The 18,697-nt window shown below is 61.0% G+C and carries 18 protein-coding genes; 7 read left to right on the top strand and 11 right to left on the bottom strand.

Annotated features, from left to right (window positions below; genetic code table 11):
• Positions 1–81: 81 nt before the first annotated feature.
• From OKW41_RS05820 to OKW41_RS05805, 4 genes are all read right to left on the bottom strand, one after another.
• Positions 82–819 (bottom strand): enoyl-CoA hydratase, encoded by a 738-nt coding sequence (locus OKW41_RS05820; RefSeq protein ID WP_429571829.1) that lies wholly within the window; start codon positions 817–819, stop codon positions 82–84.
• Between the two features lie 19 nt (positions 820–838).
• On the bottom strand, positions 839–1,999 hold the full coding sequence (locus tag OKW41_RS05815; protein WP_429445374.1) for an acyl-CoA dehydrogenase family protein: 1,161 nt from the start codon (positions 1,997–1,999) through the stop codon (positions 839–841).
• Between the two features lie 78 nt (positions 2,000–2,077).
• Positions 2,078–3,289, bottom strand: coding sequence for an acyl-CoA dehydrogenase family protein (locus OKW41_RS05810; RefSeq protein ID WP_429445372.1), 1,212 nt, complete (start codon positions 3,287–3,289; stop codon positions 2,078–2,080).
• Between the two features lie 3 nt (positions 3,290–3,292).
• Positions 3,293–5,227 (bottom strand): AMP-binding protein, encoded by a 1,935-nt coding sequence (locus OKW41_RS05805; protein WP_429571828.1) that lies wholly within the window; start codon positions 5,225–5,227, stop codon positions 3,293–3,295.
• Positions 5,228–5,581: 354 nt separating this feature from the next.
• On the opposite strand from OKW41_RS05805, the gene bktB reads away from it, so the two are divergent.
• Positions 5,582–6,763 carry a beta-ketothiolase BktB gene (gene bktB / locus OKW41_RS05800; RefSeq protein WP_429571827.1) on the top strand — a complete coding sequence of 394 codons (1,182 nt, stop codon included), beginning with the start codon at positions 5,582–5,584 and terminating at the stop codon, positions 6,761–6,763.
• A gap of 40 nt (positions 6,764–6,803) precedes the next feature.
• The gene (locus OKW41_RS05795; protein WP_429571826.1) at positions 6,804–8,459 is read left to right on the top strand and encodes an MBL fold metallo-hydrolase; all 1,656 of its coding nucleotides are present in this window, start codon (positions 6,804–6,806) and stop codon (positions 8,457–8,459) included.
• Positions 8,460–8,546: 87 nt separating this feature from the next.
• Here the strand turns inward: OKW41_RS05795 and OKW41_RS05790 are convergent, their stop codons facing one another.
• Positions 8,547–9,524 carry an NAD(P)H-dependent flavin oxidoreductase gene (locus tag OKW41_RS05790; RefSeq protein ID WP_429445366.1) on the bottom strand — a complete coding sequence of 326 codons (978 nt, stop codon included), beginning with the start codon at positions 9,522–9,524 and terminating at the stop codon, positions 8,547–8,549.
• 193 nt (positions 9,525–9,717) lie between these two features.
• On the opposite strand from OKW41_RS05790, the gene folE reads away from it, so the two are divergent.
• Entirely contained in the window at positions 9,718–10,353 is a 636-nt protein-coding gene (gene folE / locus OKW41_RS05785) for a GTP cyclohydrolase I FolE (protein WP_429571825.1), read from the top strand.
• A gap of 91 nt (positions 10,354–10,444) precedes the next feature.
• Here the strand turns inward: folE and OKW41_RS05780 are convergent, their stop codons facing one another.
• The 5 genes from OKW41_RS05780 to OKW41_RS05760 form a co-directional block, all read right to left on the bottom strand.
• Positions 10,445–10,987, bottom strand: coding sequence for a nuclear transport factor 2 family protein (locus OKW41_RS05780; RefSeq protein ID WP_429445362.1), 543 nt, complete (start codon positions 10,985–10,987; stop codon positions 10,445–10,447).
• A gap of 11 nt (positions 10,988–10,998) precedes the next feature.
• Positions 10,999–11,313 (bottom strand): hypothetical protein, encoded by a 315-nt coding sequence (locus tag OKW41_RS05775; RefSeq protein ID WP_429571824.1) that lies wholly within the window; start codon positions 11,311–11,313, stop codon positions 10,999–11,001.
• Positions 11,310–11,507, bottom strand: coding sequence for a hypothetical protein (locus OKW41_RS05770; protein ID WP_429445360.1), 198 nt, complete (start codon positions 11,505–11,507; stop codon positions 11,310–11,312). The genes OKW41_RS05775 and OKW41_RS05770 overlap by 4 nt, the downstream gene beginning before the upstream one ends.
• Positions 11,508–11,789: 282 nt before the next feature.
• Positions 11,790–12,575, bottom strand: a complete 786-nt coding sequence (locus OKW41_RS05765; protein WP_429445358.1) for an SDR family NAD(P)-dependent oxidoreductase — start codon at positions 12,573–12,575, stop codon at positions 11,790–11,792.
• 151 nt (positions 12,576–12,726) lie between these two features.
• Positions 12,727–13,740, bottom strand: a complete 1,014-nt coding sequence (locus OKW41_RS05760; protein WP_429571823.1) for a LysR family transcriptional regulator — start codon at positions 13,738–13,740, stop codon at positions 12,727–12,729.
• 157 nt (positions 13,741–13,897) lie between these two features.
• Here OKW41_RS05760 and OKW41_RS05755 point away from each other — a divergent pair, with 157 nt between their 5' ends.
• On the top strand, positions 13,898–14,863 hold the full coding sequence (locus tag OKW41_RS05755) for a LysR family transcriptional regulator (RefSeq protein ID WP_429571822.1): 966 nt from the start codon (positions 13,898–13,900) through the stop codon (positions 14,861–14,863).
• Positions 14,864–14,877: 14 nt separating this feature from the next.
• On the opposite strand, the gene OKW41_RS05750 is transcribed toward OKW41_RS05755, so the two are convergent.
• Positions 14,878–15,852 (bottom strand): GlxA family transcriptional regulator, encoded by a 975-nt coding sequence (locus OKW41_RS05750; RefSeq protein ID WP_429571821.1) that lies wholly within the window; start codon positions 15,850–15,852, stop codon positions 14,878–14,880.
• A gap of 180 nt (positions 15,853–16,032) precedes the next feature.
• Between OKW41_RS05750 and OKW41_RS05745 the strand changes: the two genes are divergently transcribed.
• The 3 genes from OKW41_RS05745 to OKW41_RS05735 all read left to right on the top strand — a co-directional run bounded on the left by OKW41_RS05745 (position 16,033) and on the right by OKW41_RS05735 (position 18,667).
• Entirely contained in the window at positions 16,033–16,461 is a 429-nt protein-coding gene (locus OKW41_RS05745) for a carboxymuconolactone decarboxylase family protein (RefSeq protein WP_429445352.1), read from the top strand.
• Positions 16,462–16,502: 41 nt separating this feature from the next.
• The gene (locus OKW41_RS05740; RefSeq protein ID WP_429571820.1) at positions 16,503–17,486 is read left to right on the top strand and encodes a phytanoyl-CoA dioxygenase family protein; all 984 of its coding nucleotides are present in this window, start codon (positions 16,503–16,505) and stop codon (positions 17,484–17,486) included.
• A 263-nt stretch (positions 17,487–17,749) separates the two neighbouring features.
• Positions 17,750–18,667 carry an NmrA family NAD(P)-binding protein gene (locus OKW41_RS05735; RefSeq protein WP_429445348.1) on the top strand — a complete coding sequence of 306 codons (918 nt, stop codon included), beginning with the start codon at positions 17,750–17,752 and terminating at the stop codon, positions 18,665–18,667.
• Positions 18,668–18,697: the final 30 nt, after the last annotated feature.

Raw genomic sequence — 18,697 nt, 5'->3', positions numbered from 1 at the left:
CATGCGAGTCCCCTCAGGGCGAAATTGTTGATTGAGCCAGCGTCACGGCCCTCGCGTCGCGCGCTTCGGTCAGGCAAGCGATCATTTCCCCACCTGCCACGCCATGCCGCCGCTTTGCCTTCTTTGCGCCAAAGCAGCCTTCTCGATCCGCAACGCCTCTTCCAGCGAAGCTAGCGCACCCTGATCGATCACGCGCTTGACCGTCGCGACGAGGTCGGGTCGGCGGCTCGCAATCGTCTTCGCTAGTGACGTTGCCCGCTCCATCAGTTGATCGTGGCTGACCACCTCGTTCACGAGGCCGATGCGCAACGCCGTGGCCGCGTCAATCGGATCGCTCGTCAAGCTGAACTGCTTCGCCCACCGCGGACCCACGATATACGGCAACCTCGCGGTCATGCCGCCCCCCGCGAGCGCGCCGATTTTCGTGTGCGTGTCGGCAAAGCGCGCACGCTCGGACGCGATGATGAAATCGCACCCCATTGCAAGTTCCAGCCCGCCTGTAACGGCAGCGCCGTTGACCGCCGCGATTACCGGCTTGGTGATGCGCGGCCACATATCGATCATGTCCGCGACCCGCGTGCGCGGAGCATCGGGCGCGGAAAAATCATTCAGGTCGAGCCCAGCACAAAAGGCCGGATCGGCGCCCGTCACGATGAGGACGCGCAGGCTTTGGTCCGCTTCGAAACGATGCAATGCGTCGACCAGCGCTTCGGTCAATGCGAGGTTCAGTGCGTTGCGGGCCGCGGGCCGGTTCAGTGTCAACGTGAGAACCGTTCCGTCACTCTGCACGCCGAGCAGATCGGTTGCTTTCGCGTTCATGGCAATGCCTCAAAAGGGTTCACGCCGCCGCGACCATTGCCTCGTGCTGAATCTGGCGTGCGTAGCGATTCAGGTGATAGTCCGCGTTGCCGAACAATGCGTCGAGCACCAGATGACGGCGATAGTGATGTCCCACCTTGTATTCATCCGTGATGCCGTAGCCACCGTGCAACTGGATACCCTGTTGCGTGACGAACTTCGCGCTACGAATGGTCTGTGCCTTGCAGCCCGAGATTTCGACGCTCCGGTTCTCCCTGTCCTCGCTGATAGAGAGCAACGCACGGTGCAGTGTTGCGCGCGCCTGCATCGCTTCGATCGCCATGTCGGCCATCCGGTGTTGCAGCGCCTGGAAGCTGCCAATCGCCACCCCGAACTGCTTGCGCGTTTTCAAGTATTCCGACGCGAGCTCGATAGCGTCTTCCATATCGCCCACCAGTTCGGCACAGATCGCAACGACCGCTTCGTCAACGGCGGCCTGCAGTCCTTCGAACGCTCGCCCAGCCTCACCCAGAACATTCGATTCTGCGACGATCACACCATCGAGCAGCAAGTCGGCAGATGGCGTGCCGTCGAGCAACGCGCAAGTCTTCAGCGCCACGCCTGCCTGCTTCGGATCGACGACGAAAACCCCGATGCCGTCCGTGGCATCGGCTGCACCCGCCGCTCGAGCGACGACGAGCAGACGGTCTGCAACGGGCGCTCCAACCACGAGCGTCTTATAGCCGTCCAGCCGCCACGACCCGTCCTCTGTCTTCTTCGCGGTGGCCGTCACGTAATGCACCTGACCCCGCGCTTCACGTTCACTTTGCGCGACCGCATAGACAGTCTCGCCCGAAACGATCTCGCCAAGTATCGCCTCGCGCTGCCCGTCTCGCCCGCAGCACGTGACAAGTGACGCAGGAAACACACCACACATCACGTACGGCTCCAGCACCAGCGCGCGCCCGATCTGCTCGGCCACGATGGCGCTTTCGACTGACGAGAAACCGAGCCCGCCCAATTCATCCGGCACCGCGACACCGAGCCAACCCATTTCGCCGAACCTACGCCACGTCTCGCGCGAAAATCCGCCTCCTTGCGAAGCAAGATTGCGACGATGTTCGAACGTATAACTCTTTTGCAAGAAGCGTTGCGCGCTTTCCTGCAACATCCGCTGTTCGTCGCTCAACTCGAAGTCCATGCTGCACCCTCTTTATGCCGGCAATTGATGCGATCCCACGTCTCGGGGATCGAAGACCGTTCGTGACTCGATACGGCGTCAAAGATCGAACAGTGCTTTGGCGATGATGTTTCGTTGAATTTCGGCCGTCCCGCCATAGATCGAGCAAGCCCGCCGATAGAAGACCTCTGCCGCCAGGCCTGGCGCGTATTCAGGTCCGATGAACTGGGCCACGCGCAGCTCTCGCTCTTCATTCGGATCGGGATAGAACACGGCGCCATAATCGCCGATCACCTCCAGCAGCATCTCCGTGAGCTTCTGATGGAGTTCAGATCCGCGCACTTTGAGCATGGATCCGATCGCCATACCGCCGCTGCGCTCGTCTATCCCTTGATGCAGGATTTTCTGCACCGCCATGTCGATAGCGCGAACCTCCAATTCGTGCTGCGCGAAACGTGCCGCAAACGTCGGATCCTGAATCAATGGCTTGCCGGCCATCCGTTCGCGCGAGGCGTAGTGCCGGATCTTGCGCAGATAGCGCTTGAGGGCAGGCGCTTCAGCGCCAAGAAACGCCCGCTCGTTAAAGAGCAGAAACTTGGTGTATCCCCACCCCTTGTTGACCTCGCCGATAAGGTTTTCAGCGGGCACACGCACGTTGTCGTAGAAGACTTCCGCCAGATGATGGCAGCCATCGAGCGACGCGATCGGCCGTACGGTAACGCCCGGCGACGACATGTCGAGCAGCAGGAAGGAAATGCCCTTTTGTGGCTTCGCTTCGCTATCCGTGCGGACCAGCACGAAATTCCATTGACCGTAGGCGCCGAAGCTGGTCCAGATCTTCTGTCCATTGACGATGTAGTGGTCTCCATCGCGAACCGCCGTCGTACGTAGCGATGCAAGATCGGAACCCGAGCCCGGCTCTGAAAAACCCTGTACCCAGAACACTTCACCACGCTGGATAGGAGGAAGAAAGCGCCGCTTCTGCTCTTCGTTGCCAAACTCGCAAATCACGGGTCCGACGAGCGACACGCCCGCCTGATTCTGTATCGGTGCGCCTGCCAGATAGCATTCTTCCTCGAAGATGTAACGCTGCATCGCGGTCCACCCCGTGCCGCCGTCAGCAACCGGCCAATGCGGCACCGACCAGCCGTGCGTTTCGTGCAAGATGCGAGTCCAGCGCTGTGAATCGTCGTCACCTGCCAGAAAGCCCTGCTGCCCGCGAAAGGCCAGGTCGGCCGGCAAATGCTCGTTGAGGAACGCACGAACTTCTCTGCGGAACGCGATGTCCGCGGGATCTACGCGAAAATCCATTGTTTAGCTTCCAGCGTTTTCAGTACGTTGAACTCGATCAGCGCCCGCTGCTGCGCCAGCGTTGCCGACCAATGTGCGCGGCGTGGGCGGCACGCAATAAAGCTCGTCCACGACACCGCGCCGTCGCTCGAGCACATTGCGTTGGCTGATTGCGCTCTTTGCACTCAATTCGCCGTTATCGAGCGTCGGCTGCTCGCTTTCGAGCACGATGCGCGCAATGCGCGTAGAGCTGCCGCCAGGACGCGCGGCGAGCTGGTCGAGTCCGGTCTGGAAGAACGCGCGCACGCCGCGGCTGTTGACGATCTGGTCGGCGCCCGGCATCGGATCGTGAAGGTCGTCGCAAAGCGCACGGCACGCTTCGATGTCAGGGAAGACGAGCGCGGTCAGGTAGTCGCGGTCGTGCCCGGCAATCACGATATCCCGCGCATACGGGCCCAATACGTTCAGCGCGTACAGTCGCAACTCGGCGACGTTGACCCAGGTGCCCGAGGACAGCTTGAAATTTTCCGCAATGCGTCCGTCGAAGCGCAGTCCCAGTTCGAGGCGCTGCGGGTCGATGAACGTTGCTGCGTCACCGGAGCGGAAATAGCCTTCCTCGTCGAATGCGGCGGCGGTGCGCTCGGGATCTTTCCAATAGCCGGGCGTCACACAGTCGCCGAGGAAACGGATTTCCAGCTTCGCGCCGACCGGCGCCACCTTCACTTTGACGCCGGGCACGGGCAACCCCGCAATCGCTTCCCGTCGCGGATCCCAGGCCGCCGATAGCGGCGTTGGGCCTGCTTCCGTGCTGCCGATGCCCGACATGATGAGCACACGCTGGCCGATGGTACGCACTGCGAGCTCGTCGAGTTGAGCCCAGATGTATTTCGGCAGACTTGCGCCGCCGTAGTAGATGAGCGCGAGTTTGCTAAAGAATTTCTCGCGCAGTGCCTTGTCCGCCTGCAGATGCGGAATGAGCGAGGCCAACCCTTGCGGCGTATTGAGGTAGACCGCCGGCGCGATTTCACGCAATGCCTGCACCGTCGGGCCAATTTCCTCCGGCGTTGGCTTGCCTGGGTCCAGGTAGTAAGTCCCCCCGCCGTACAGCACCATGCCGAAGTTATGGGTGCCGCCAAAAGTGTGATGCCAAGGCAGCCAGTCGACGAGATCCGATGGCCCGTCCTGAAGAAACGCGAACACCTGGGCGACTTGCTGTCGATTGCTGCACAACATGCGCTGCGGGTAGATCACGCCTTTCGGTGCGCCTGTCGTTCCCGAAGTAAACATGATCTTGCCCACCGTATCCGGGCCGACTGCCTTGAACGCCTTGTCGACGTCGGCTGTAACCGGCGTCTTCAGCCACTCCGCGACGCGCGAACCGCCACGACCCTCCGGCAACGGACCAACGACGACACATTCCACGTCGCCGAACACCTCACGCAATGCGCGGCCATACTGCGCGCCGTCATCCGCGAAGACGAGGCCTGGCGTGCATACGGCCGCGAGTTGCCTGAGCTTCGAAAAGTCCTGCGATAACAGCGAATACGCGGGCGTCACCGGGATATAGGGAATCCCGACGTGCAATGCGGCGAGCGCGAAGAGCGCGTGTTCAAAGCTTCGATCGGAAAGAATCATCAACGGACGAGACGGCGACAATCCTCGATCGAGCAGCGCCTGCCCCAGCGCACACGCACCGTCGAACGCCTGGCGGTAGGTCAGCGACTCCCATGACTTGCCGTCCGGCGTCCGCCGCGCAAGCAACGCGCGCTCGGGCGTGACGCTCGCCCAGTGTTCGAGCCGCTCCGTCAAGCGGATCGGATACGCCTGGAGCGGTTCCTTCAGTTCATACACCACGCTTCCGTCTGGCCTTCGCTCGACGATGGCATCCATGCTGCCGACGCGAATCGGGCGAAACGGCACATCCATCAGGGCGTCGTGCGAAGCCGTACCTGCATCCATCTGAGTCGTCCTGTTGTTATCTGGCATGTCATGTCCCGCGAGCGCTCGCATCGCCTTCCGATACCTGGAAATGTTGCGGGCCAAGTTCAACCAATAATTGAACGTCGATCATATTTACGAACCAGAATAACGCGAAATCCCAGCCACGTCTATCCGTTGTCACCCACAAGGAAGGCCTGATAGCACACACGCAATCTGGCGCGAATGACGCGCGCAATGTCCGGCACGATCGCAGCCTTGCGCATCGCACAACAACGTGGACAGAAAACAAAAAATGCGCTACTTTCTGAACGTCATTCGTATTGTTAAACACGACACCGGATCGTAACCGATTACCGGAACCAAGGAGCCATCATGTCGGAAGAGGTTGTCGTCACCGCTGCCGTTCGCACCGCTATTGGAGACTTCGGTGGCGCGCTATCGAGCATTCCGCCCACGACGCTAGGCGCAACGGTCGTTCGCGCGCTGCTCGAGCGTTCGAATCTGCCGGGTGAAGAGGTGGGTCACGTGGTGTTCGGCAACGTGATCCATACCGAGCCTCGCGACATGTATCTCGCGCGCGTCGCCGCGATGGAAGGCGGCGTCAGCGCGGACGCACCGGCGCTGACGCTCAACAGGCTATGCGGCTCCGGCCTTCAGGCAATCATCTCCGCTGCGCAAGCTATCGCGCACGGCGACACGGAAATTGCGATCGGCGCTGGTGCAGAAAGCATGTCGCGCGCAGCATACGTTGCGAGCGGCGCGCGTTGGGGTTCGCGCATGGGCGACATCCGCCTGATCGACATGATGGTCGGCGCGTTGACCGATCCGTTCAGCGCTTGCCATATGGGCGTAACCGCAGAGAACGTTGCAAAGAAGTACGGCATTTCGCGCGACGACCAGGACCTGCTCGCCGTCGAATCGCACCGGCGCGCTGCGCAAGCTATTCATGACGGCAACTTCCGCGAGCAGATCGTGCCCGTAGCACTGCGCACGAAAAAGGGCGAAACCGTATTTGACACCGATGAGCATGTGCGGTCGGGCATGACCATCGCCGATCTCGCCAAATTGCGCCCGGCGTTCCAGAAAGACGGTACGGTGACGGCCGGCAATGCGTCGGGTCTCAACGACGGCGCGGCTGCAGTCCTGCTGATGGCCCGTCGCACCGCCGAACAACGGGGCCTTCGTCCGCTTGCGCGACTCGTTTGCTGGGCTCACGCGGGCGTTGATCCGCAATACATGGGCATCGGCCCGGTCCCTGCGACACGCAAGGCGCTGCAGCGCGCGGGTTTGACCGTCGCAGATCTCGATGTGATCGAAGCGAACGAGGCGTTTGCCGCTCAAGCTTGCGCCGTGGCGAAGGAGCTGGAATTCGACAGCGCAAAGGTCAACCCGAACGGATCGGGCATCTCGCTCGGCCATCCGATCGGCGCAACCGGCGCCGTCATTGCGGTCAAGGCCATTCACGAGTTGCATCGTTGCGGTGGCCGCTATGCGCTCGTGACAATGTGCATCGGCGGAGGTCAAGGCATCGCGGCCATCTTCGAGCGCATTTAGGGCTTCGCACAGCGTTATCCATTCAACCAGAGGGACATACGTGGTACGCCCCGAACAACTGCTCCACCCGCAACGGCAGCCGGTGGCACCACGCCCCGCTGCGACGATGCTCTTGCTACGCGACGCGCAATACGAGGGTTCGCGCGCCATTGAAGTGCTGATGACACGACGTTCGGCGCAAGCGAGCTTCGCGCCGGGCGCGTTCGTCTTTCCTGGTGGCGCAATCGATCCGTCAGATGAACGAATCGCCGGCGGCGTACGACGGCGCCCCACGCAAGACGATACTCAAGCGGTTCAGGCCGTGGCCGCCATTCGGGAAACATTCGAAGAGCTCGGTGTGCTGCTGGCATGGCGACACGACGGCGGTTTCGTCGACGACCACGATATTGCGAGGCTAGACCGGGCGACAGTGATCGAAGACCATTGCTCGCAGCACGGCCTCTCACTCGCCGCGGATCGGGTCTATCCGTTTGCGCATTGGATCACCGATCGTGATCTGCCGCGGCGCTTTGACGTGCAGTTTTTCGTGGCGCGCATGCCCGTCGGTCAAACCGCTGTCGCGGACGGCGCCGAGCAGTTCGAACCCGTGTGGCTCCGTCCCGACGAGGCACTGGCGCGTCATGCCTCGGGCGACTTCACGATGATCTTCCCGACCGTGCGAACGCTCGAACGCCTTCGCTCGTTCAACTCGGTTGATGCACTGCTCACGGCTTGCAGGTCCGAAAGGTCGCTGTGGAGCAGTTGTCCGCGCGGTGGGTTGAGCTCAGGCAGTGTCGTGCGCTGCATGGAAGGTGACCCCTCATACGGGGAACTGCGTCTCGTGTGCCCCGACGGTCAGGTGCTCCACTCTCTGGATTGGCGATCGACGGAAACCGCCCCGCTTCTGAGAAACGTGATGCGGTTGACCGCCAGCAACAGCGGCTTGATGACGGGCCCCGGCACGAATAGCTACATCGTCGGCACGGTGGCGACCGGCTTCATCGTGATCGATCCGGGGCCGGACGACCAGGCGCATCTTCAACGCATCTTCGCGGCTACGGGCGGCGATATTCGAATGATCGTCTGCACGCACTCCCACGTGGACCACGCACCCGGGGCGAGGCCACTGCAGTCCATGTGTCCGCACGAGCCACCAGTCCTCGGTCGTTCGGCCGGGCTTGCCGACAGGGCCAGCCATCACTTCGTTCCGGACCGCGAATTGCTCGATGGCGATTTGCTGACACTCGCGCATGACGGCGAGACGCATCGATTGCTCGTCGTCTCGACACCGGGGCACGCAAGCAACCATGTGTGCCTGGTCCTTCTGGAAGACGGACTGCTATTCAGCGGCGATCACATTCTGAATGGCAGCACGACCATCATCGATCCTCCCGACGGCAACATGACGGCGTACCTTACGTCACTCGACCGGGTGAACGCGATTTGCACCGAACGTGAGATCGACTTTATTCTGCCCGCACATGGGTACGTGCTGGACCGACCGCATGACCAGATCGCCCGCCTCAAGGCACACCGTCTCGCCCGGGAAGCAAAGATCGCCGGCGCGGTAAAGGCACTGCCGACCGGTTCGATCGACGACTGGCTGCGTCTTGCTTATACCGATGTTCCCGAAAGGCTCTGGCCAGCGGCATCCCGGTCGCTGCTGGCGCACCTCGAACGACTCGACGAACAAGGTCGTCCGACTTCGCAGGCCTGATTGCGATCGTAATACATGCATCGGCTGCCACGCCCGCTAAAACCGGGGGCGCGGGCAGCCTTGTTCGACGGCCGTCCTGTTGCGGACTCAGCTCTCTTCTACAAGCGCGGCCAGCCGGCCATGAATGAGTGCGCGCGCCTCGGCGACCATCCGACTCACGAGTTCCGCGCAGGTGGGAATATCCTCGATAAGCCCGATTGCGAGGCCAGCCGGAAACGTTCCGTCCTCGGTGTCACCCGTCTCGTACACTCGCTTACCGCGCTCACCGCTCACCAGCGGCTTGAGATCCGCAAACGTCACACCCTCTTTTTGCTCGAGTTCCAACACTTGCTCCGCTACCGAATTCCTGAAGATACGCGACGTGTTCTTCAGCGTGCGGAAGATCAGCGCCGTATTGCGCTCGTCATGCTCTACGAGCCTGCGCTTGACGTTCTCGTGAATCGGTGCCTCCCGCGTTGCCATGAAGCGCGTACCCATATTGATCCCATCCGCGCCGAGCGCGAGCGCGGCGACCATCCCGCGCGCATCGGCAATGCCGCCTGACGCAAGCATCGGAATATGCAGTTTCGCGGCCGCGGCCGGCAACAGGATCAGATTGGGCACGTCGTCCTCGCCCGGATGTCCGGCGCACTCGAATCCGTCCACGCTCACGGCGTCGCAGCCCAACGCCTCCGCTTTCAGCGCGTGACGCACCGACGTGCACTTGTGGATGACCTTGATTCCCGCAGCCTTGAATGCAGGCATATAGGGCTCGGGATTGCGTCCCGCCGTCTCGACGATCTTCACACTGTTCTCCACGACCGCTTGCACGTACTCGTCGTACGGCACTGGCTTGATCGTCGGCAGAATGGTCAGGTTGACAGCGAACGGCTGATCCGTCATTGAGCGAACCCGAGCGATCTCGTTGCGCAGCGCCTCGGGCGTGGGCTGCGTCAGAGCAGTGATGGTGCCGAGCGCACCGGCGTTCGAGACGGCGGCGGCAAGTTCAGCGCGACCCACCCACATCATGCCCCCTTGAACAATGGGGTATCGGATCCCAAGCAGCTCTGTAATGCGCGTTTTCATGTGCTGATCCCTGTGTAAGTGCAACCTGATCTTTCGACCCGCAATGGTCGAACCTCGCGTGTAAGATGCGCCGGACGTTTGTATTTACGAACACCGTGCAATTATATACACTTCCTCCACATCGCCGACACTCGTGTGCCGCACTCGCGGACGCCGATGCGATTGCACGAGGCATGAATGATCAGGAGAGTTGATGAACAAACGAGACAATCAGATTGGCGCTGAGGAAGTGTCGATTCGCCCCACGCGGGATCAGGCGGAAGAAGCCGTGCGTACGCTGATCCGATGGGCCGGTGACGATCCCGAAAGGGAAGGTCTCGTTCAAACACCTGCACGCGTCGCGCGCGCATACCGCGAGTTCTTCTCGGGCTATGACTCCGATCCGATGCAGATTCTCGCCACCACGTTTTCCGAAGTGGATGGCTACGACGAGATGGTGGTGCTAAAGGACATCCGTTTCGAGAGCTACTGCGAACACCATATGGTGCCTATCATCGGACGTGCGCACGTTGCCTACTTGCCCGAGCATCGCGTGGTCGGCATCTCCAAACTCGCGCGCCTCGTCGATGTCTATGCCAAGCGCCTACAGATTCAGGAGAAGATGACCGTTCAGATCGCCGATGCGCTGAACACCGTGCTGCAGCCGAAGGGAGTCGCTGTCATTCTCGAAGCTGCGCATCAGTGCATGAGTACGCGAGGCGTGCACAAGCCCGGCGCATCGCTGGTGACGAGTCGAATGCTGGGCGCATTCCGTGACGATCCTTCCACCCGCCGCGAGTTTCTGTCGATTGTCGGTCACAGCACGATTGCGCCATTACCCAATAGCTGAAAGCCAACGTCGGCTTCCTGCCGACGTTGGCTTTCATGGCAAATCGATCCTGGTATCCGTGGCAAGCGTCGTTGCAGGCTTGCGTCTGGCCTTAAACCTCGCTGGGTTGGCGCGTCTTTAAAGGCCGTTCGTAAGAGACGTCTTCACGATTTCGTGCACTGACGCCATTGCCCATCAGGATTTCGCGCCACGCAGTGGGCACTTGCGCAGGGGTCAGTTCGTTGATCGCTTCGGAGATGCAGACACGGGCGGCAATCGCCCATACGCCATCACGCTTTTCGAAGCGGTCGATATAGCGCCCCACCGCTAGCGTGTCTGGCTTGACGCGATTTTCTCCGAAGAAAAGCCAGTACGTCTCCCCATGCGCCTCGTCGCCCTGCAATTCGACGCTGTGATTGAACACCATATGGTGGTGCGACAACTGATGCTCGGTATGATACGCAAAGGCCCAGTCAACGAATTCCTCTGCATCCCCGACGAATGCGCCGTGGTCGTCGATTGCGTCCGGATGGTACGCCGACAGCGTCAACTTCCGGTCCATGCGATCGACCCCGCGGCAATAGCGGTGCACGCATTCGAGTATGTCCTGCTTATCCAACAGTGCTTCGACGCGTGCGCTCAGTTCTTCATTCATGGCTTCTACCGTTAGATAGTCATGGCGACAAAAAAGACGACCGCACCGATCACGGCGCCAATGAAGCAATAATCCTCGCCTGTCGACAAATCGGCTTCCTGCGCTCGCGCACGGCTCGCAATCGCACATCCGATGATGCCCGCCAATGCCGTCGCCCCGAGCACGGCAAACATCATCACGACGTCGAAGAGTGCGGACCGGCCTAGCTCTTCCATGCGCAGATCGCGTTGCAGCAGCCAGACCGCGGCCGCCGAAATCGATAGGAGAATGAGTGGGAGCCATACTCTACGCGCTTCTCGAGCGCTCTCGCGAGTCAGCGTTTTCATCGCGCCCGGCCCTCCGTCCGCAGCTTGCCCAGAATACGAGGCGCCATTGCGCCCAGCACGCGCGCCGCCCAATTCGATTGCTTTGCGCGAGCCAATTCGTCCGACGACGGAGCGCCCTTTTCAGCGCGCTGGCGACGATAGTCGTACGTATAGTCCGCAAGAGGACCACGTAAATCGCTGTCGAGAAAGTACATCGCATGTCTCCGATCAGGCTAATGCCTCTCGGGCGCTTGCATGGCGCCTCTTGATGGACATCCTAGGTCATGGAATATGGTTATGCAACAGGTCGTTCAATTAATGACGTCGGTGTTTTCACTACCCGACCAGGCACAGACCGACGCGCATGCGCGAGCGCCCGCTGCACACATGGACGTGTGTGCGAACGGGTCGGCAATCAATCGGGGAAAGGCAATTGCAGCGCTAAGCCGCGTTCTCGACGCAGCTTGGCGATTCGAACATGACACGCAGACGAGTAATCAGGAGACCTGGAAGCCGCCGTCGACAGCGAGAAGCTGACCGGTGACATAGTCCGATGCCGGCGACGCGAAAAACAACACTGCCCTCGCGATATCGGAGGCGACGCCGATGCGGCCCAGCGGCATGCGACCAGGTTGGGTGATCGGGCCGTGAGCCTGATGAACCTTCGTCGATGCGGCCGCGCCCTCGGTTGCCACGCCGCCGGGCAGCACGGCGTTCACGCGAATTCCGTCTGCTGCGAATTCGAGCGCTGCCACCTTGGTGAGGTTGTTGACACCCGCCTTCGACGCGCCGTAGTCACCGTTGTCGAAAATCACCGGCTGCAGCGAAGCCACCGACGAAATATTGATAATGGAACCGCCGTTTTTGGCACCTTGCATTCGCTTGATCGCTTCGCGCATGCAGAGGAAGGTGCCGCGCAAGTTGATGCCGAGCACCTTGTCCCACTTTTCTGCCGACGTCTCGACGAATTGCGTCTTCGGATAGATGCCCGCGTTGTTCACGAGAATGTCGAGGCGCCCAAGTTTGGCCTGCACCGTTTCGTACATCGCAAGAATCGACGATTCATCGCCGATGTCCACTTTGATCGCGATAGCCTTGCCAGACGCACTTTCGATTTGCCTGGCCGTGTGCTGCGCCGCTTCCTCATTCAGGTCCGCCGCGACCACCGCCGCGCCGGCCGACGCCAGCAGCAAAGCCGTCTCGCGGCCGATGCCTGAGCCTGCCCCTGTTACCACCGCCACTTTCTGATCGAGATTGAAAAGACTCGCCACATTCGTGCTCATTGCTCCTCCTTTGGCTCGCCGCGCGAGCGGGTTGTTTTCTGAACGTCATTCGCAAAGATAAACACACCACTTTGGAGTGTCAAGATGAATGAGAAGCGGATGACGAAAGGAGCAGCATGGACGAAGCTGTCGAGCAGTGCGATTGCGCGTATCACCCCGCCGGCGGCGACGCGATATCGCGCATGATGTCGAGCATCGAACGGTGGTAGGGCTTGTGAGGTCTATCGGCCCACACCAGCGACACCTCAGTTTCGCCTGAAGCCGGAACATCCTCGATGTCGACGAAGGCGACACCCTCCACGGGCAGGTATCGCGCCGAGTCCAGCATCAGACCGATGCCCAGTTCATGAGACACGAGGTTGAGCATCGTGTATGGATGGCGCGCTTGCTGGGTCACCCGCGGCGACAGGCCCGCCTCGCGGCGCGCTGTCTCGAACGCAGCGAACAGCGGCTGCGACATCTGCTGAGGGAACATGATGAGCGGGTATCGCGCGAGATCCGCGATACGAATTGAAGGCTGCGCCGCCACGGGCCACTTCGCCGGAACCGCGGCCACCACACGCAGACGCTCGATGACCACGCTTTCCAAACCGGAGACGTCCGCCGAGCTGGTGACTACCACGCCCAGGTCGATGCTGCCGTTTTTCACGCTGGCGACGGTCAAAGCACTGCCGCGCTCGATCAACCGGACGTCAACGCCCGGCCATTGCTTGCGAAGCCCCTGAATGGCTAGCGGCATGATTCGCAGCGCACACATCGGCACGAACGCTACGCTCAGGCTCGCCAGTTCGTCGGCGGCTTGCCGCACGCGCCGCTCGGCCAGCTCCGCTTGCGCGATCAGTGGCTTCGCTTCCGCGAGCAACGCGGCTCCGGCGGCTGTGAGCGAAACGCCTCGCGGTGTACGTTCGAGCAGCTTGATACCAAGCTGCTCCTCCAGCCGCATGATCGACTGGCTGAGCGGCGGCTGCGCCATGCCCAGGCGCGCAGCCGCACGGCCAAAGTGCTGGGTCTCCGCAACCGCAACGAAGTGTCTGAGATGCCGCAATTCCATGACGTGATATGGCTTTGATATCGGGTGTCCCCAGCATATCGCCTTTGTCCCGTTGCGGTGCACTACGGACGAACCCTGGTCATATCGGGTGCGCACTATCTTGACGTCCACCACCGTTCAACATACATTTTGGAATGTCGTTCTACAATACGAACAACGACCGAGGGGGCTCGGGTGAGCTGGAACAGATATGGGTAAAGAGAACTTCGGGTTCGACAATATGACAAATCTCGATTACGTCGATTGATGTAATTTTTTTCATTAATTGACGATGCCCGAAATCCGAAACCTGCAGCCTTTCGTTCAGGCCGTCCGTTGCGGCAGCTTCATCGCCGCAGCCACCCGGCTCCAGGTCACACCGCCTGCCGTCAGCAAGAGCATTGCCACGCTCGAGCGTGAACTGGGCGTGCGTCTTTTCAACCGGACCACCCGCAAGCTCAGTCTCACGAGCGAAGGGCGGCAGTTCTTTCAACGCGTGGCGCCGTTGTTAAGTCAACTGGACGAAGCCGTCGCGGATGTGCGGCGCAGCCCCGAGCATCCTGAGGGTTTGATCAAAGTTTCGGTGACGCCCACGTTTGGAAGGCATTGTCTGACTCCGGTGATCGCGGAGTTTCTTCAACGCTACCCACTCGTCGAAATCGACATCAGCTACGACGAAATTGCGCCACGCCTGGTCAATGACGGTGTCGACGTCAGCATCCAGCACGCGCGGGGACGAGGGACCAACCATGTCTGCCGTCCGCTGTGTGACTACTCTATCGTACTGGTCGCGAGCCCGGACTACCTCGAACGCAAGGGCGTGCCGCAATCACCGGATGAACTGGCGGAACATGATTTCGTCGGCATCCGGATGCCTTTTGGACTCGCAGCGCTTCATCTCGAACGCTTGCCCGGAAGCACGCGCAGGGAAAAAACGTTCGTCCATTATCCCCGCGGCCGCCTCACCGTGGCGGGTCAGCCGGATACCGGCCTTATCGCTGCGATCAGCGGCGCGGGCATCACGCCGTCCTCTGTGCCTGTGGTGCTGCCGCATCTGCATTCAGGAGCACTCAAGATAGTCCTTCCCGAATACAGGGTGCGCGTAGACGATGCGGCGGGTGTGGGGCCACGCATTTACGTGCACTATCCCCACCGCCAGTATCTGCCCGCGAAAGTCAGGGTTTTCGTGGACTATCTCCTTGAACGCTTTCGGACAACCGATATCGGCAAAGCGGAACTCGACAAATATTCGGCCTAGAACCCTGGCCGCCTTCATTCGCGGTCCGTGCTACGCCGCCGATACGCGGAAGGACTTGTCGAAACCCGCTTGTGGAAGATATTGCGAAATGCGCGCACGTCCGAATAACCGACCATCACGGCGATCTGCTCGATGGATATCTGCGTGTTACGCAACATTCGCTTTGCAGACTCGATGCGCAGTGAACTCGCATAGGCACGTGGCGTCATGCCCAAGCTCCGTGTAAAGCGCCGCAGCAACGTGGCGTGACTGACGGCGAGGACGTCCGCCAGCTCGCTGATCTTGAAGTCCTGAGCGAAGCGCTGCGCGAGCCAGAATTGCGCGCTGCTGACGAGCGGATCGTCGCTCGTCAGGCGGCCTTCCTCGCGCTCGCCGTCCGTTCCTGTCGTCGATGCGAGCCATTGAGCGGTATGTGGAGATATTGCACGATCGACGAGGCGGGCCACCAGTTGCCACTCGCTTGCGGGCACGCTGCAAGTGTGCACGCCGTCGTGCTCGGCGATCGTGGCGCCAGTGTCCACGCGCACCTTTGGAAAGCGCGACCGGAACAGGCTCCTGAGCACTCGCGGGACCGCTGCTGCGCCGCCGTCGAGCAGCCCCGCCTGCGCGAGCAGCGCTCCTCCCGTGCCGCTCGCGGCCAACACCGCTCTCCGCGCACGCTGCCAGCGCAACCACTCCGTCACGGGCTCGGCGTGATCGAGGAGCATTGCGAGTGCCTCTTCGCTGGCCACGGCGAAAGCCGGTACATAAACGATGCGGTACTCCGTATCGCCCAGCAGGTTCCCGTCACTCTCCATCCTTCGCCCGCCGGCGAACTCCAGGCTGTTTCCGTCGGCGCCCAGAAGGCGTACCTGGGTCTTCATCGTGTGCCGGTACGGGGGCGCGAACTGGGTGAATATGTGTCGTGCAATCAGCGCGAATCCGTCTACCAGCGCGCCGACGCTCGACAGATAACTGCCTGGCAGCACGAGCGCGGCAACGTCCTTCACTGGCTCGGTCGGGGCGGTGGGCTTGCGAATTTCGATCCCCCAATATGCAGATTTTGATCCTCTTTCGCCGCGATCTTAGCACGCATCATCGTCGGTATCGCCGGCGACAGGAACGGCGGGGAACACGGAGTCGCATCCGCTATCAATAGCCGCGCCGCCGCGGTTAAACAGGAGACACAAGTGAAGAGCCTCGAAGAAAAACTTGCCTATGGTTTAAAGGTATTCGGCGAAATCATGGGTGAAGACAAGGCAGCCGGCTTACGGGCCGCAAGCGAGTCCACCGGCTTCGGATCCGACATTTCACGCCTTGCCATCAACTACGCGTTCGCGGATGTCTGGGGCGACGACAAACTCGAGCGCAAGCAGCGCAGCCTCGTCACGCTGGGCATTCTCATCGCCAACCGGCAGACGCTCGAACTGAAGAACCACGTCCGCATTGCCGTGCGCAACGGTCTGAGCGCACGCGAACTCGAAGGGGTGCTCATTCAGGCGCTTCCGTATGCAGGCTTCCCGGCCGTCGCCTCCGCTACCACGGCCGTTCTGGAGACGCTGCGGGAACTTGGCATCGACACCACGACCCGCACTTCGGAAGAGCGCGGATTGCTGTGAGCCGACATCAGAGCGCCCCCCGCGACCAAAGGAGACAATTTATGAGCACACCAAGCATGGATATCGTGCCGACGATGCGCGAATTCAACGTTTCCAATGACCTTCTCGGCAATCACGCCGAGTTGCAAGAACGCTGGAACGAAGACGGCTACCTGTTCTTTCGCGACGTTCTCGACCACGAGCCGCTGGAGCGCATGCGCGGTCTGCTTGTTGATCACCTCGACAGCAACGGCTTCGTGGACCGCAACGACCGAGACGTGCGATGGACTGGCAAAGACCGCGAAAATTTCAGCTTTTTTCCCGTGAAGGCGATGAACGAGCAGCGTGCGGCACGCACCGTGATGGACGACCCCGCGGTTCGTGCATTCTTTCAGCGGCTCTTCGGCGTACCGCTTTATTGGGTACCTTTCACCGAATACCGCACGTCGCCGCCCGCTATCGACAAAAGCCGCACACGGTTCGACTTCATTCATGAAGATGCTATCTACAGCGACCGCCTCGATTTCATCATCTGCTGGATTCCGCTCAGCGATATCGATGCGCAAGTCGGCGGACTGGCCGTCGCGGAAGGATTGCATAAGCTTCCGTGCCTGCACAGGAAGGACGGCGACAAAATCGTTCCCATCGATCTCGCGAGCGTGCCAGAAGACGCATGGCGCCGCACGAACTACCGCTTGGGCGACGTCCTGTTGATGAGCCGACGCACGCCGCACTCTGGTCTCAGCAATCATTCGGACCGTTTTCGTCTGTCACTCGACACGCGCATCCTGCCGCACGGCGGAAGTTTCCCGTTTGAGCCCCGGCTGCCCTATGTGGGCACGCTAACGTCGATCGCATCGGACCAGATCGTCGTGCGCGACGCGCATGGTGAACATGTGTTGCGACTCGACGACACGAGTTATCTGCGCGGCTTCCAGGGCAACCGCCTGCGCGGAGACGAAATTGCCGGCGTTTATCAGCCGGGATCCGAGGTGATCGTTGCACATGAAGGCGGCCTCGTTCAAACGCTGCGCCCGCAGCATTGATCGTCGTGTCAGGCGCAAAGACGAAGCTTCGTCTTTGCGCCTCGCGGCATTCGCCTTGCTCTTTGGCCTGGCAATTCTGAAGCATCGACACGGGCAGCCTTTGCTCGCGGTTTTATGAACATCGTGCTAATATCAGAACGAATGCTTGTGAGCACCAGGCCGCGAGCCTGCAATGGCTGTCACAGGGTTAGCGGCATCGCGCGACAAGCCGCCTAGGCGTGACACGCCTGGCCAACGTCTAACGTTCGACCTCGGGACAAGTCATGATCGATTCATCCGCCGCGGTACTCGTCATCGGGGCCACTGGCGCACAAGGAGGCGCCGCGGCTCGCCATCTTCTTGCGGCTGGACGCAAGGTACGCTTCCTGACACGAAATCCAGACTCGCCGGCTGCGCGGGCACTCGTCGAAATGGATGCGCAGGCGCTACGGGGAGATCTGGACGACCGCCACTTGCTCGCAAAAGCGATGGAGGGCGTCGGTTCCGTCTTCTCCGTTCTCCTGCCTGATTTCGATCGCAGCGACAGGGAACGCCGCCAGGGTTTTGCGCTCGTCAACGCAGCGCGCAACGCGGAGGTCCCGCAGTTCGTTCACACCTCCGTGGCGCAGGCCGGCAATCATGAGACGTTTCCTGGCTGGAGCGAGAAACGTTGGAACCGAAAATACTGGACGGACAAATGGGACGTGGAAGAGGCCGTTCGCGCCGCGGGTTTCGAATCGTGGACGGTCTTGCAACCGGCATTCATGATGGACAATCTCGCTGAGCCGAAAGCGGGCGCGATGTTTCCGCACCTGCGCGAAGGCTTGCTGCTCAGCGCGTTGCTACCCGACGCACGACTCGACTGGATTGCCGCCGACGACGTGGGCGCGCTCGCGGCCAGCGCGCTAAACGATCCGCAACGCTGGCACGGTGAGACTGTGCCGCTGGCGTCGGAAAGACTCACGATGTCTGAAGTTGCGAATCGCCTGAACAACGTTCTGGGCGCACAGATCAACGTTTCGCACGTGTCACCGGATGAAGCCCGAGCAAAGGGTCTCGCACCCGGATGGGTGAATGCACAGGAATGGATCAACGCGGTCGGGTACCGCGTCGATATCGATTCGCTTTCCAAACGTGGTGTCCAGCTCACCCCGATGGTGGACTGGATCGATGCGAATCGACAGCACATCGTACTCGCATAGCTGGTCGGTGGACCGCGAGTGCAAGCCTCA

Origin of the sequence: Paraburkholderia sp. UCT70, from assembly GCF_050434085.1 — a bacterium.
GTDB classification, from domain to species: Bacteria; Pseudomonadota; Gammaproteobacteria; order Burkholderiales; family Burkholderiaceae; genus Paraburkholderia; species Paraburkholderia tuberum.
The sequence above is the reverse complement of the archived record's forward strand: the minus strand, read 5'-3'. Positions and strand labels throughout refer to the sequence as shown.

What these genes read in the sequence shown, in the direction of transcription:
- OKW41_RS05805 (WP_429571828.1), bottom strand. Translation starts at nt 5,227, where the DNA reads ATGGATGCAGGTACGGCTTCGCACGACGCCCTGATGGATGTGCCGTTT.
- OKW41_RS05765 (WP_429445358.1), bottom strand. Translation starts at nt 12,575, where the DNA reads ATGAGCACGAATGTGGCGAGTCTTTTCAATCTCGATCAGAAAGTGGCG.
- OKW41_RS05770 (WP_429445360.1), bottom strand. Translation starts at nt 11,507, where the DNA reads ATGTACTTTCTCGACAGCGATTTACGTGGTCCTCTTGCGGACTATACG.
- bktB (WP_429571827.1), top strand. Translation starts at nt 5,582, where the DNA reads ATGTCGGAAGAGGTTGTCGTCACCGCTGCCGTTCGCACCGCTATTGGA.
- OKW41_RS05810 (WP_429445372.1), bottom strand. Translation starts at nt 3,289, where the DNA reads ATGGATTTTCGCGTAGATCCCGCGGACATCGCGTTCCGCAGAGAAGTT.
- OKW41_RS05740 (WP_429571820.1), top strand. Translation starts at nt 16,503, where the DNA reads ATGAGCACACCAAGCATGGATATCGTGCCGACGATGCGCGAATTCAAC.
- OKW41_RS05780 (WP_429445362.1), bottom strand. Translation starts at nt 10,987, where the DNA reads ATGAATGAAGAACTGAGCGCACGCGTCGAAGCACTGTTGGATAAGCAG.
- OKW41_RS05755 (WP_429571822.1), top strand. Translation starts at nt 13,898, where the DNA reads ATGCCCGAAATCCGAAACCTGCAGCCTTTCGTTCAGGCCGTCCGTTGC.
- OKW41_RS05815 (WP_429445374.1), bottom strand. Translation starts at nt 1,999, where the DNA reads ATGGACTTCGAGTTGAGCGACGAACAGCGGATGTTGCAGGAAAGCGCG.
- OKW41_RS05790 (WP_429445366.1), bottom strand. Translation starts at nt 9,524, where the DNA reads ATGAAAACGCGCATTACAGAGCTGCTTGGGATCCGATACCCCATTGTT.
- OKW41_RS05820 (WP_429571829.1), bottom strand. Translation starts at nt 819, where the DNA reads ATGAACGCGAAAGCAACCGATCTGCTCGGCGTGCAGAGTGACGGAACG.
- folE (WP_429571825.1), top strand. Translation starts at nt 9,718, where the DNA reads ATGAACAAACGAGACAATCAGATTGGCGCTGAGGAAGTGTCGATTCGC.
- OKW41_RS05735 (WP_429445348.1), top strand. Translation starts at nt 17,750, where the DNA reads ATGATCGATTCATCCGCCGCGGTACTCGTCATCGGGGCCACTGGCGCA.
- OKW41_RS05775 (WP_429571824.1), bottom strand. Translation starts at nt 11,313, where the DNA reads ATGAAAACGCTGACTCGCGAGAGCGCTCGAGAAGCGCGTAGAGTATGG.